The sequence below is a fragment of the Nakamurella lactea DSM 19367 genome (assembly GCF_000426645.1).
Lineage (GTDB): Bacteria > Actinomycetota > Actinomycetes > Mycobacteriales > Nakamurellaceae > Nakamurella > Nakamurella lactea.
On record NZ_KE384549.1, the window covers coordinates 385326 to 398026 of the forward strand.

Below are 12701 nucleotides of genomic sequence, written 5' to 3' on the forward strand. Positions count from 1 at the left end.
GACCGCCCCTCCAACGGCAGGGTAGGTCGCCGGTGTCGGCCGGTCAGGACGCCCGGCGCCCGTAGGTCAGCGCATGCATCGGGGTGAGCTCGACGTGACCGATGCCGACGAACCCGTGCCGCTGCAGCAGCGCGTCGTAGGCGGTCCGGGGAAGCAGCTGATCGTCGATCTGTGCCTCGAAGTACTGGATGCCGGACATGATCCGGCCGGGTGTGCTGCGCAGCCCGTCGGTCGTCTCCGGGAAGGGGAAGTCGGAGATCACGAAGATGCCCCCCGGTTCCAGCATGCCCAGCACCCGCTCGGCGACGGCGTCGATGTCCCGGCACTCGTGCATCGAGATGTTGTTGAGCACCACAGCAGCCGGCCGGTCCAGCGTCATCTGCTCCAGCGGGCTCTCGATCAGCGTGACGGCATCGCCGATCCCGGCGGCGGCGACCGCCGCGCCGGCGTCGTTGAGGCTGTGTCGATCGCCGTCGATGCCGATCACCGTGCAGTTCGGGTAGCTCCGGGCGAGCGCGAGCAACCCGACCCCGGAGCCGCAGGCGGTGTCCACCACCCGGCAGCCGGCGGCGAGCCGGTCTGCCAGGTCCGGAACCTGCTGCAGGCCACCGGGTATCAGTCGGGTGTAGAACGGCGTGCCGGTGCCGGCGACGCCGGTGATCCAGTCCGGACTGCACTGGTCCCACCAGAGTCGTTCTCCGGTAGGAAGTTCGGTGTCGAACCGGGTGAACATCTCCGGCTGCTCCATCAGCGTGAAGACGCCACCGACGAAGGCCGGCGACGTCCGGTCCAGCAGCAGGGTGGCCATTTGCGGTGCCAGCGTGTAGGTCTCGCCGTCCCGGTCGCAGATCGCGGCGGCCACCGCGCCCTGCCCCCAGACCCGGGTGAAGAACGGGTCCAGCGACAGGCTCTCGGCAAGATCGTCCGAGGTGCGTCCCTGCGGATGCTCGGCGAGGGCGGCGATCAGGCCGTGCCGGAGCCCCATCGCGATGGTTCGGGAGCAGGCCAGGCCCGCCGCGTGGCCGAGCAGCACCGGCGCCTGCTGCTGCAGGGTGGGGATGCTGGGAGCGGCTGTGGTGGTCGTCATGTTCGTGGTCCTTTACGGATCGGGGATGGTGCTACCAGCCTGGGTCGCAGCCCACCCGGTGCTCCAGTGCCGGTTCTGTAGCGCCGGTGGTTCTGAATCTGTACTGGTCACCGGTCCCTCTTCCGGGTGTACTGGGGGTAGCGGAAGGGTGTGCAATGACCGTCTACGGCCAGTTCTGTCCCGTCGCCAAGGCGATGGAGGTGTTGGACGAACGCTGGACCCTGCTGGTGGTCAGGGAGCTGCTCGCCGGCAGCAGCCACTTCAACGAGCTCCGGCGCGGTGTCCCGAAGATGTCACCGGCGTTGCTGTCCAAGCGTCTGCGTTCGCTGGTCAGGGCGGGTGTGGTGCGGCGGCGGGATGCCGACAACCGGGTGCAGTACGAATTGACCCAATGTGGTCGCGAGCTGGCCGGGGTGGTGGAATCGTTGGGCGCCTGGGGAGTTCGCTGGATCGGTGAGCTCGGCGAGGGCGACCTCGACCCGCACCTGTTGCTGTGGGACCTGCGCCGGCGCCTCGATCTGGACGCGATGCCCCGTTCGCGAACGGTGATCTCGTTCGTCTTCGACGACGTTGCGTCCCAGGCGGCCAGGTGGTGGCTGATGGTCGCCGGCGACAATGCCGATATCTGCGACTACGACCCTGGATTCGACGTGACCGTGACGGTGACCACCTCGCTGCGGACCATGACGCGGATCTGGCGCGGTGACCTGGAATGGCAGCAGGCGTTGGGAGCACGGGCGGTAGTGCTCAGCGGCGACCGGGCGGCCCGCCGGGCGTTGCCCGGCTGGCTGCGACCGGGAGCGTTCGCCGGCGTGCCCCGGCCGGTGGCCGGGTAACGCCTGCGATGACGGCTGTCGACGCCGTCAACCTGGCAACGGGGTCACTCGCCGAGGAGGGCACCGGCCTCGGCGCGCCACCACGGGGTCTGGACGAAACCGCGCTTCACCGTGAGCAGCTCGACGTTCGACGACCAGCCCTCGACGCCCTCGAGTGAGGAGAGGGTCTCGGTGACGAAGCGGAACAGGTCGTCGGTCGAGGCGGCGATCACCTCGCAGAACAGGGCGTTGCCGTCGAGGGTGGCGGCGATGTAACGCACCGACCGGTGACGGCGCAATTCGCCGGCCACCGAATTCAGCTGGGACGGCCGGACCCGGACGGTGAGCATCGTCTCCGACTCCAGCCCGAGAGCAGCCGCCGCGACCAGGGTCAGCACGCGGAAGCAGCCGAGCTGGTGCATCCGGTCGTAGCGCCGACGGACGGTACTTTCGTTGATGCCCAACGCATCCGACACGGTACGGAAGCTGGTCCGACCGTCATCCGCCATCGCCTTGAGGATCGCGCGATCCTGCTCGTCGAGATGGGACGGGTCGCAGCGGGGCGGTTCGGAGACGTCGATGTCGGTGTCGTCGCCGTCGAGCAGCTGTCTGCTCCAATCGTGCGTCATCTTGTAGACGTGCAGGGTGAGATCGCTGCGCAGCCGTTCCACCCCTGGGATGGATTGCAGACCGATCAGGGTCTGCGCCTGGTAGCCGGGGATCCGCGGCGCTATCACTTCGGCGATGATGTCGTCCTCCCCGGTGACCAGGGCGACCACCCTGGTCTCCGGCCGACCGGCGAGTTCGGCGGCCACCGCAAGTTGTCGGCCGGGCCGACAGCGCACCCGCACCATGAACGACTCGACCGGTCCTTCGCCACCGAGTTCGGGCATCACGGAGATCTTCACCACGCCCTGGTCGATCAATTGCTGGGTCCGCCGTGCGGCCGTCGGCACCGATGTCTCGCACAGCTCCGCGATCGCCGTCCAGCTGGCCCGCCCGTCAACCTGCAGGGCGGCGATCAGGCGCCGGTCCAAGTCGTCCAGCTTCATCCCCGTCATCGACTGATGGTGCCCTCACCGGCAGGGACGTGCTCGGCGAGGAAGGCACGGACCCTCGCGGTCCACTCGTCGGCCTGTTCGATCTGCGGCGAGTGTCCGGATTCCTCGAAAACGGTGAGCTCGGAGCCGGGGATCAACCGATGCAGGGTCTCACTCGCCTGGACCGGGGTGATCCAGTCGGTGCGACCGACGGTGATCAGCGTCGGCGCGGTGATGTCGCCGAGGCGGTCCTTGAGGTCGTAGTTCGGGATGTTGTGGGTGAAGGCGTAATTGTGCGTCCGGTACCGGTACGGGGTGCTGGCGACCTTCTGTTCTACCACCTCGGGATCGTAGTGGAAGTCGTAGAGCGGCAGGATCTCTCGCCAGCAGTCCCGTAGGTCGTCGTCACTGGTGACCTGCCCGTTGTTGATCCGGTCGAACTTCTCGACGTCCAGCTGCACCCGGGTGGTGGCCAGGGCGGTCGCTCGGGAGGCCGCCTCGTGACTGTGGTCGCCGGCGGTGTCCCGCAGCACCAGGGCGGTCACCCGGTCCGGGTACCGCACGGCGTACTCCAGCGAGATGAATCCGCCGTACGAGCCGCCGGCCATGATGATCCGGTCGGCGCCGATCCACTGCCGTAGACCATCGACGTCGGCGGCCCATTGCTCATGGGTGAACGGCTCTTTCCCTTCGCTGTCTCCCGACCCGCGGGCGTCGAACACCAGCACTCGATAGCGATCCGCCAGTCGACCGAAGCTGCTGCGTGGCTCGGCCCGCGACCCGAGACCCGGTGCCCCGTGGTGAGCGATGAGCACCGGCGCCCCTTCCGGCCCGAGCACCTCGACCTCGAGCCGGTTTCCATTGATCTCGACGTTCATCTGTTGCCTTCCTGTTGGCGCGATTGCTGTTGGCGTGGCTGACGGAGTCTTCAGACCTGGATGACGGCGCTCGGCAGATCTCGCGGGTATCCGGTGAGCGGCCGCGCACCGTCCTCGGTGACCAGCATCGAATCCGAGATTCGATAACCGGCGTGGCCGGCGACGTAGATTCCCGGCTCGTTCGAGACGATCATTCCGGCGGCCAGCGGCGTCCGGTCGCCGCCCTCCAACCAGGGCGGTTCGTGCATCCCGAGGCCGATGCCGTGCCCCTGTCGGTGACGTAGGTGCTGGCCGAGGCCGGCCTCCCGGATGACGGCCAGGCAGGCCGCGTTCGCCTCCCGGCACAGCGCACCGGGCCGGATCGCCGCACCGCCGATCTGTTGTGCGCTCAGCACGGCCTCGTAATAGCGCCGCTGGTCGGCGGTCGGTTCGCCAAGGATGAACGTGCGCTCGCCCTCGACGAACCGGCCGCCCACCGCGCACCCCAGGGACAACATGAAGGTGTCGCCGCGGCGGAGCCGATAGCCGGAAGGCAGCCCGTGCGGGCGGACGGAGTTCTCGGCGGCGTAGACCAGCCCACCGGCCATCGGCGCGACCACCACGACTTCGGTGTGCTCGTCGTACATTGTGCCGGTGCCGACTGCGCCGACGTGCGCGGCCAACTCGGCCTCGCTGGGCAGCGGGCCGCCGCCGGCGGCGGCGTCCCGGATCAGCTCGATGCCGGCGGCCAGCATCAGGTCGGTGATCCTGGCCGCCTCGGCGTGCAGCCCGATCTCCTCCGGATGTTTGACATACCGTTGGCGTTGCACCAGGTCGGTGGCCAGCCAGCGGACGCCGGGCACCGCGGATTGCAGGGCAGTCAGTCGACGCTGGGTGATGGTGTCGGTGAAGGCGACGGCCGCGGCGCCGGGGATCGCGGCCCGGAGGTGCCGGAACGGCGGCACCACACCGGGAAACTCGGGATAGGCAACGATCTCGGCGCGAGCGTGTTGCCAGAGCGCGTGATCTCGTTCCAGTTCCGGCAGCAACAGCAAGGTGGTCCCGTCGGCGCCGATCCAGACGGCAACCGGCCGCTCGCACGGATGATGGAAGAAGCCGGTCAGGTACGCGACGTCCTCCGGGTCGTCGGTGATCAGGGCGTCGCAGTCGATCGCCGCGAGTCCTTCGCGCAGCTGGGCCTGTACCCGATCGAAGAAGGTGGCGGGCAGTCGCTGACTGAACCGAGGTGTGGTCACCGGGAAGCCTTTCGCGGTCGGCGACGGCCGGCCCGCGGGCCGCGCAGTCGGGGGTTGCGGGCATCGTTGTAGCTGATCGACAGCAGCGTCGCGGCCAGCACCAACAGCAGGATGGCCAGCGACGGGAACAGGGTCAACCACCAGGCGCTGGACATCGCGCCGGCCTGTTGTGCCTCGTAGAGGATGCGGCCCCAGGACCAGACGTTCGGATCGCCGAGCCCGAGGAAGGCCAGGCCGGCGGCCGACAGCACCGCCCGCGAGGCGGTGAGCACCACGGAGACCACGACGACCGGGAGTACGGCCGGCACCACGTGCCGGCTGATGATCCAGGCCGGCGAGCTGGTCATCAGCCGGGCGGCGTCGACGAACGACAGCCGCACCACCGAGATCGCCTGTGATCGAACAACTCTGGTCACTTCGGGCCAGGAGAACGCGGCGATCACGGTGATGATGGTCAGCGTGCTCGGTCCGGCGAGTGCAGCGATCAGGATCATCAGGGGCAACACCGGCAGCGCCAGGGTGAGGTCGACGATCACCCCGAGAACCGTGTCCAGGCGCCGGAAGTAGCTGCCGATCACCGCCAGCATCGTGCCGACGGTGATCGCGATCGCGCTCGCGGCAATGGCTACCACAATGCTCTGCCGCGAGCCCCACACCACCTCGGCGAACACGTCGCGGCCCAGCGAGTCGGTGCCGAACCAGTGGCTTCCGGATGGCGGTGACAACACCTGGGTCCCGTACGCGGCCGGGAAATCGGCGATCAGCGGGGCGAAGACCGCGACCAGGATCAACAACAGGGTCACCGCCATCGACAGCACCGCGAGCGGATTCCGGCGCAGCGAGCGCCAGGTGGCGGCCGCGGCCCGCGGCAGGTCGGTGTCGACGGTCTCGGCGGACGGCAGGACAGCTACCGCCGGTGCGGCTTCCGATCGCTCGGTTCCGGGCGTCGTCATCGGTTCTTCACCCTCGGATCCAGCAGCCCGTAGGCCAGGTCGGTGATCATGTTCGCCACCACCACTGTCGCGGCGAGCAGTACGAAAGCGCCTTGCAGAACGGGGAAGTCGAGCTGGGTGACGGCCTCGTAGATGCCCCGCCCGATGCCCGGATAGGCATACACGGTCTCGGTGAGCACCGCGCCGCCCACCAGGAAGCCGAGTTGCAGCCCGATCAGCGTGATGGTCGGCAGCAGGGCATTGCGCAGGGCATGCCGCCAGAGCACCCGCCGATAGGGCAGCCCGTTGGCCCTGGCAAGGGTGCAGTAGTCCTCGCCGAGGGCGTCGATCATCGACGAGCGCATCATCAGCAGGTACGGCCCGAGCTGGATCAACACCAGCGACAGGCAGGGCAGCACCAGATGCGACAACACCGACAGATACCACTGCGCGCCGTAGGTGCCATCGGCATAGGCGCCGCCGATGGAGAACCAGCCGAGCTTGAGCCCGAAGACGTACAGCAGCAGGATGCCGACACTCGGGACGAACAGCGATTGCCCGATCACGCCGAGGATCTGCACGGCGCGATCCAGCCAGCCGCCGCGCCGGCTCGCCGCCAGCACGCCGAGCGGGATGCCGATCAGGGCGGTCAGGATCAGCGCTGAGCCGGTCAACAGCAGGGTCCACGGGAGTCGTTCCATCAGCACGGTGGTGACCGGGACACCTTGCGCGAACGAGACCCCGAGGTTGCCGTGCAGCAGCTGCCACAGGTACTTGCCGTACTGGGTGAGCAGGGACTGGTCCAGGCCGTACTGGGTGAGCAGGGTCGCCCGCATCTCCGCCGTCATGTTCGGATTGGCCACCGCCTGCGCCGGATCGCCGGGAAGCAGGCGCAGCAGCAGGAAGGTGACCGTCACCGCGAAGAAGATCGTCAGCAGTGCACGGCCGATCTTGCGCAGCACGAAGGTGAACAGCGACATCCGGGCGACCCCTGGCTCAGCCGGTCGTGGTGGCGGCGGCGAGGGACACGGGATCGACGATCGACAACAGCTCGCTCGGTTTGACGATGAACCCGCTCCACTTGTCACTGAACGCGACGTAGAGATTCTGGGTGTACATGATGTTGTCGTAGACGTTGTCGTGCACCAGCTTCGCCGCCTGCCGCAACAGCGTCTTCTGCTCCGCCCGATCCGTCGTGGTGCGCGACTTGGAGATCAGCTCGTTGAGTTTCGGGTCGTCGACGTAGCTGTAGTTGATGGCACCACCCGGCAGGTAGGTGAGTGCCATATTGGTGGCCGGGTCGTCCATGATGGCGAAGTTCCCGGCATAGATGTCGAAGTCGCCTTCGTTGGTCTTGGCCAGGTAGGTGTTGCGTTCCAAGCCCTGCAGGTCGATGGTGATGCCGGCCTTCGCCGCACCGTCCTTGACCAGATTCACCCACTGGGAGGTGACCGCGTCCTGCAGTGAGTAGATCAGCCGGAACTTCAGCGGGAACTGACCGTTGCTGTCGGAGGTGTAGCCCGCGTCGGTGAGCAGCTTGCGCGCCTGGTCGGGGTCGTACGCGTACTCCTTGAGTGACGGGTCGTACCAGTCCTTGAGCACCGGCATGATCGGGCTGCTGCCGGTGGACACTGCCTGACCCTGCAACACCACGTTGCGGATGGCGTCGTAGTCGACCGTCGCGGCGAGTGCCTGTCGGACAGGCAGTTTCGCCAGATCCTTCTGCTTCATGTTGTAGGTCATGTGGGCGTAACCGAGTCCGGGAACCTCCTCCACCTTGATCCCCTCGGTGCCCTGCAGGGTCTTGACCTGGGTCGGCGGGAGCGCATTGGCGATCATGTCGACATCACCGTTGCGCAGGGCGAGGATCTCGGTGTTCACATCCGGATACACCCGGTAGACGATGGCGGCCGGCCGCGGGGTCCCGCCGTCGACCAGTGGGTAGCTGTCGACCCGCTTCATGGTGTAGCTCTGGCCCTTGGCGACCGAGGTGAGGGTGTACGGACCGGCGCCGACCCAGTCCTTGTCGTTGGCGAAGGTAGCCACGCTGCCGGCCTTGGAGAAGATGTGTTCCGGCACGATGTTTCCCCAGAAGCCGATCTCGGCGATCACCGTCGAATCGGGTTCGGACAGGGCGACCTCGACCCGGGTGGGTGACACCGCTGTCGCCTTCACGAAGTTGGTGAGCTGGCCGTACAGCGTGCCGGCCGGCTTGTCCTTCTTGACCGCGTTCAGGGTGTAGGCGACGTCGTCGGCGGTCAGCGGCGTGCCGTCGCTCCAGGTGAAGTCGCTGCGGATGTCGTAGAAGCCGGTTTTCGGGTCGGTGTATCCCCATTTGGTGGCCAACGACGGTTCCTTGTTGCCGGCGGCGTCGATGCTCAGCAGATGCGGGTACATCAGATTGGTGATCCAGTAGTCGGTCCGGCTGTTCCCGACCAGCGGGTTGTAGTTGACCACGTCCGAGGTGGTCGCGATGGTCAAGGTGTCCGCGCTGCCACCGGCCACCGGGGAACTACTGCCCGCCGCAGGGCCGGATCCGGCGGTCGGGCCGGAGCCCTGCGCGGCGGTGGAGCTGTCCGCGGCCGCGGCCGGCTTGCTCGGTGCGCAACCGGCCAGCGTGAGAACAGCGATCAGCGCACTTCCGATCAGTGGGATGACGGTTCTGCGACGCATCACACCCACACCTCCTCAAGCACTCTCAGGGTGTTGCCGCCGACGACGGCACGGATTTCGTCATCGGAGTAGTCGTGGGCGACGAGCCATCCGATGATGTTGTAGAAGCACTCGGCCGGGTTCTCCAGACCGTCGACGTACTCGACGGTCTCGTGGTCGACATGGCCATGGGCCTGGCTGATCGACAGGTTGCCGGCGAACGCGGTGTGCAGGCCGACATGGTCTCCGAACAGGGTGTCCGGTCCGAACGAGACGTGCTCGATGCCGACCAGATCGACGCAGTAGACGAAGTGGTCCATCACCGATTCGATGGTGTGCCGTGGATGATCCGGGCTCAGCGTGGTGTGCGGCGCCGCTTCCAGCCCGATCACGCCGCCCCGATCGGCGCAGGCCTTGATCACCTCGTCCGGCTTCATCCGGTTGGTCGGCCAGACCGACCTGGCGCCGGCATGGGTGATGAAGACGGGTTTGGTAGAGCGCTCGATCGTCTCCAGCGCAGTGCGATCGCCACTGTGCGACACGTCGATGGCGATGCCCAGTTTGTTCATCCGCTGCACGGCGCGGTCGCCGAAGTACGTCAGACCGCCGTCACCGCGCTCCTTCAGGCCGCTGCCGAGGGTGTTGGCCTCGGAATAGGCGATGCCCATCTGCCGGACGCCGAAGCCGTAGAGCACATCGAGTCGGTCGACCTCGTTCTCGATCGGGGTGGCCGCCTCGAGTGCGAAGATGTGGGCGATCTTCCCGGACTGCTTGGCGTGTTCGATGTCGGCCAGCGTCTCGCCCTTGATGACGTACTGCTGGTGCGCCAGGTCGGCCATCCGAACCCCGAGGTCGAACAGCACGTCCTGGTACTTCCAGCCGGCGTCCGAGGAGATGCAGCAGGTGCCGTCCATCCCGTTGTCGAACACGGCGGTGAGGCCGGAGCGGGAAAGTCCTTCGTAGGCCGTGGGTTCCCGACCCTGGCGGATGTGGTCGCGGAGCTGCCCCATGTCCTCCGGGAAGACCTGTACGTGTTCGTGCAGGGAGATCACCGTCTCCTCGGTGAGCAGGCGGGTAGTGCGCTGCTGTTGCTCGGTGGACAGCTCGAGGCCGGCGTAGGGCGGTACCCGGCCGATCTGCCGGGCGTACCGGAACTCCTTGATGTCGGTCCCCGGCTCGAGGAACTCGTAGGCGGTGTAGCCGGTGTACTGGGGTGACGGGTCCAGCATGACGCTCCTTCGTGATGGTGGTGGCAGCCGTTGCGGGGCCGACCGGGTTGACGACCGACCGTCGAACACTTCGCTGACTCACGCAGCGGTGTGTAGTAATCAGGCACCTAGAGTGCACCACTTGACGAATTCAGGCAAGAGCGATACAAAGTTGTAACAATCTTGCGGCTTCGAGGTGTCAGGATGGTCTTGTGACGATCTCACCCCTTGCCCGGCCCGCCGGCGTCGACGCCTTGACGGTTCGCGGTCTCCGGGTCGACTACGGCGACCCCGGCGCGGCCATACCTGCCGTGCGGGGCATCGATCTCGACGTTCCGGCCGGTGCGATCGTCGCCCTGCTGGGTGAATCCGGATCGGGGAAGTCGGCAACGGCCCGCGCCGTGCTCGGCCTTGATCAGGACGGCAGCCGGATCGCTGCCGACGAGATCCGGATCGGTTCCACCGACCTGCTGCGCGCCTCGGACGAACAGCGTCGGCGGGCCAGGGGCTCGGAGGTCGGGTTGGTGATGCAGGACGCACTCTCCGCGCTCAACCCGGTGTTGTCGATCGGCCGCCAGCTCGGTGAACTGTTCGAGGTGCACCTCGGACTGTCCCGACGCAAGGCCCGCAGTCGGGCCGTCGAAATGCTGGGCCTGGTAGGCATTCCGGACCCGGCGCGGCGGGTCGACGACTATCCGCACCAGTTCTCCGGAGGCATGCGGCAGCGCATCCTGATCGCCATGGCCATCGCGCTGGAGCCGACGTTGTTGATCGCCGACGAGCCGACGACGGCGCTCGACGTGACCGTGCAGGCGCAGATCCTTGACCTGCTCGATGACCTTCGGATGAAGACCGACATGGGCGTCCTGCTGATCACCCACGATCTCGGGGTGGTCAATGAGGTGGCCGACCGGGTGGTCGTGATGTACGCCGGGCGAGTTGTCGAGAGCGGCGTCACCGCAGCGGTGTTCACCCATCCGGCGCATCCGTACACGCAGGCGCTGCTGCGGTCCGTGCCGCAGGCATCCGGGCGCCGGGAGGACCTGCTGACCATTGCCGGATCGCCGCCGAGTCCACGCCAGGTGCCGAGCGGGTGTTCGTTCCGGACCCGCTGCAGGTGGGCCGTCGAGTTGTGCGCCGACCGCAGACCGGAGCTGGCGGGCGTCGCCGAGGGCCGGCTGGCGGCCTGCCATCGGAGCGCGGAGGTTCTCGATGTCGCTGTCGGTTGATCAGCACGAGGCGGCCGGTGGTGCTGCGGAATCGCCCGGTGTGGTGCTGCGGGCGGATGCGCTGGTGAAACGGTTCCGGGTCGGTCCGGCGATCCGCTCGAACTACGTCTCGGCGGTCGACGGTGTGTCGTTGGACCTGCGCCGCGGCGAATCACTGGGGATCGTCGGCGAATCAGGCTGCGGGAAAACCACTCTGGCCCGGATGCTGGTCGGGTTGGAACGGCCGGACGGCGGGACCTTGCGTTTCCGGCAACGGGACGTCACCGCGGGCCGCCGGGCCGACCGTCGGCTACTCCGCAAGGGCGTGCAGATGATCTTCCAGGACCCGTACACCAGCCTGGACCCACGGATGACGGTCGGCAAACTGGTCACCGAACCGTTGGCCGCCAACCGCACCATGGGCGCCAGGGCCCGGCGCGGGCGGGCCGGTGAACTGCTCGAGCTGGTCGGGCTGTCCGTCGACATGCTGGACCGCTTCCCGCACCAGTTCTCCGGCGGCCAACGTCAACGGATCGGCGTCGCCAGGGCCCTTGCCCTCGATCCGGACGTGCTGGTCTGCGACGAACCGGTGTCGGCCCTTGACGTGTCCGTCCAGGCCCAGGTGATCAACCTGCTCCGTGACCTGCAGCGGCGGCTCGGTGTGGCGATCGTGTTCATCGCGCACGATCTGTCGGTCGTGCGGCATCTGACCGATCGGGTGGCGGTGATGTACCTGGGCCGGATAGCGGAGATCGGTGACTCCGACAGCATCTTCGAGGGACCGGCACATCCGTACACCAGGGCACTGCTGTCCGCGTCTCCGTCGGTCGATCCAGCGCGGCGTGGACAACTGGCACAACGGGTGAAGCTGATCGGCGAGCCGCCGTCACCGATCGATCCGCCGGTCGGTTGCAGATTCCACCCGCGCTGCGAACTCGCCCAGGACCGTTGCCGGACAGAGACTCCGCTGCTGCGAGTTCCCGCCGACGACACCGGAACCAGACGGTCCGCCTGTCACTTCGCCGAGGCCGTCCTCACCGACGCCCGCTGAACGTCGGAATCGGCTGCGGTGGTGAGCCGGGCGCCCAATGCCTTGGCCATCACGACCAGGCCGGCGGCGGCCAGCACGACGTCCTTGATCATGTACTGCGCCTCCAACGTCGGGTGACCGCCGGGGAACATGTCGGAGAAGAACAGCACCAGTGGACACATGAAGCCGATGACGCAGCCGGCGAGCAGCACCAGCCCGGTCCGCAGCAGCACCTTGGTGACCAGCATCAGCCCGACACAACACTCGATCCCGGCGGTGGCGACCATCGCCGTGGTGCCCGTCACCGTTCCGAAGGTGATCGCGTCGACCGTTCTGGTCACCAGGGCCTCGACCGGACTGACGCCCGGGAAGAACTTGAGCACACCGAATCCGAGCAACACCAGGCCGACACAGACGCGCAGGACGTCGATGCTGTGGCGGGCCAACAGGGCCGCCGCTCGATCGATCGGCCCGGCCTGGTGTCGGGTGGTGGCGGGTGTGCGGCTGAAGGTGCCGGCAACTGCTGTAGTCATGCGTGAATCCCTTCGGGTGGATGAACCGTCTGGGGGTATGACAGACAGGCCGGGCCGCCGGATACTCCGGGACCGCAAGTCCC

12 protein-coding genes are annotated in these 12701 nt (G+C 67.4%); 3 read left to right on the plus strand and 9 right to left on the minus strand.

Translation table 11 applies throughout. The features are described 5' to 3' along the window. Positions 1 to 43 precede the first annotated feature (43 nt). A complete protein-coding gene (locus K340_RS0122640; protein WP_029138370.1) occupies positions 44 to 1087 on the minus strand; it encodes a class I SAM-dependent methyltransferase in 1044 nt (347 codons plus the stop codon). 155 nt (positions 1088 to 1242) lie between these two features. Between K340_RS0122640 and K340_RS0122645 the strand changes: the two genes are divergently transcribed. Beyond that, positions 1243 to 1923, plus strand: coding sequence for a winged helix-turn-helix transcriptional regulator (locus K340_RS0122645; RefSeq protein WP_029138371.1), 681 nt, complete (start codon positions 1243 to 1245; stop codon positions 1921 to 1923). Between the two features lie 44 nt (positions 1924 to 1967). On the opposite strand, the gene K340_RS0122650 is transcribed toward K340_RS0122645, so the two are convergent. From K340_RS0122650 to K340_RS0122680, 7 genes are read right to left on the minus strand one after another with little or no spacing between them, the layout of a single operon-like run. Further along, entirely contained in the window at positions 1968 to 2963 is a 996-nt protein-coding gene (locus tag K340_RS0122650) for an Lrp/AsnC family transcriptional regulator (RefSeq protein ID WP_211229588.1), read from the minus strand. Next, positions 2960 to 3820 carry an alpha/beta fold hydrolase gene (locus K340_RS0122655; RefSeq protein ID WP_029138373.1) on the minus strand — a complete coding sequence of 287 codons (861 nt, stop codon included), beginning with the start codon at positions 3818 to 3820 and terminating at the stop codon, positions 2960 to 2962. Before K340_RS0122655 ends, K340_RS0122650 begins: the two co-directional genes overlap by 4 nt. Before the next feature lie 50 nt (positions 3821 to 3870). After that, positions 3871 to 5055, minus strand: coding sequence for a M24 family metallopeptidase (locus K340_RS0122660; protein ID WP_051267256.1), 1185 nt, complete (start codon positions 5053 to 5055; stop codon positions 3871 to 3873). Then, positions 5052 to 6008 (minus strand): ABC transporter permease, encoded by a 957-nt coding sequence (locus K340_RS32545; protein WP_051267258.1) that lies wholly within the window; start codon positions 6006 to 6008, stop codon positions 5052 to 5054. The genes K340_RS0122660 and K340_RS32545 overlap by 4 nt, the downstream gene beginning before the upstream one ends. Further along, the gene (locus K340_RS0122670; RefSeq protein ID WP_037366171.1) at positions 6005 to 6967 is read right to left on the minus strand and encodes an ABC transporter permease; all 963 of its coding nucleotides are present in this window, start codon (positions 6965 to 6967) and stop codon (positions 6005 to 6007) included. The genes K340_RS32545 and K340_RS0122670 overlap by 4 nt, the downstream gene beginning before the upstream one ends. 16 nt (positions 6968 to 6983) lie before the next feature. Further along, entirely contained in the window at positions 6984 to 8660 is a 1677-nt protein-coding gene (locus K340_RS32550; RefSeq protein ID WP_084614854.1) for an ABC transporter substrate-binding protein, read from the minus strand. After that, positions 8660 to 9868 carry a dipeptidase gene (locus K340_RS0122680; protein WP_029138376.1) on the minus strand — a complete coding sequence of 403 codons (1209 nt, stop codon included), beginning with the start codon at positions 9866 to 9868 and terminating at the stop codon, positions 8660 to 8662. Before K340_RS0122680 ends, K340_RS32550 begins: the two co-directional genes overlap by 1 nt. Before the next feature lie 191 nt (positions 9869 to 10059). On the opposite strand from K340_RS0122680, the gene K340_RS0122685 reads away from it, so the two are divergent. Both K340_RS0122685 and K340_RS0122690 read left to right on the plus strand, forming a co-directional pair. Further along, positions 10060 to 11076, plus strand: coding sequence for an ABC transporter ATP-binding protein (locus K340_RS0122685; RefSeq protein WP_211229589.1), 1017 nt, complete (start codon positions 10060 to 10062; stop codon positions 11074 to 11076). Continuing rightward, on the plus strand, positions 11060 to 12106 hold the full coding sequence (locus K340_RS0122690) for an ABC transporter ATP-binding protein (RefSeq protein WP_051267260.1): 1047 nt from the start codon (positions 11060 to 11062) through the stop codon (positions 12104 to 12106). The genes K340_RS0122685 and K340_RS0122690 overlap by 17 nt, the downstream gene beginning before the upstream one ends. Here the strand turns inward: K340_RS0122690 and K340_RS32555 are convergent. Further along, on the minus strand, positions 12070 to 12618 hold the full coding sequence (locus K340_RS32555) for a hypothetical protein (RefSeq protein WP_211229590.1): 549 nt from the start codon (positions 12616 to 12618) through the stop codon (positions 12070 to 12072). The genes K340_RS0122690 and K340_RS32555 overlap by 37 nt on opposite strands. Between the last annotated feature and the right edge of the window lie 83 nt (positions 12619 to 12701).

What these genes read in the sequence shown, in the direction of transcription:
- K340_RS0122640 (WP_029138370.1), bottom strand. Translation starts at nt 1,087, where the DNA reads ATGACGACCACCACAGCCGCTCCCAGCATCCCCACCCTGCAGCAGCAG.
- K340_RS0122655 (WP_029138373.1), bottom strand. Translation starts at nt 3,820, where the DNA reads ATGAACGTCGAGATCAATGGAAACCGGCTCGAGGTCGAGGTGCTCGGG.
- K340_RS0122650 (WP_211229588.1), bottom strand. Translation starts at nt 2,963, where the DNA reads ATGACGGGGATGAAGCTGGACGACTTGGACCGGCGCCTGATCGCCGCC.
- K340_RS0122645 (WP_029138371.1), top strand. Translation starts at nt 1,243, where the DNA reads ATGACCGTCTACGGCCAGTTCTGTCCCGTCGCCAAGGCGATGGAGGTG.
- K340_RS0122670 (WP_037366171.1), bottom strand. Translation starts at nt 6,967, where the DNA reads ATGTCGCTGTTCACCTTCGTGCTGCGCAAGATCGGCCGTGCACTGCTG.
- K340_RS0122690 (WP_051267260.1), top strand. Translation starts at nt 11,060, where the DNA reads ATGTCGCTGTCGGTTGATCAGCACGAGGCGGCCGGTGGTGCTGCGGAA.
- K340_RS32550 (WP_084614854.1), bottom strand. Translation starts at nt 8,660, where the DNA reads ATGCGTCGCAGAACCGTCATCCCACTGATCGGAAGTGCGCTGATCGCT.
- K340_RS32545 (WP_051267258.1), bottom strand. Translation starts at nt 6,008, where the DNA reads ATGACGACGCCCGGAACCGAGCGATCGGAAGCCGCACCGGCGGTAGCT.
- K340_RS32555 (WP_211229590.1), bottom strand. Translation starts at nt 12,618, where the DNA reads ATGACTACAGCAGTTGCCGGCACCTTCAGCCGCACACCCGCCACCACC.
- K340_RS0122680 (WP_029138376.1), bottom strand. Translation starts at nt 9,868, where the DNA reads ATGCTGGACCCGTCACCCCAGTACACCGGCTACACCGCCTACGAGTTC.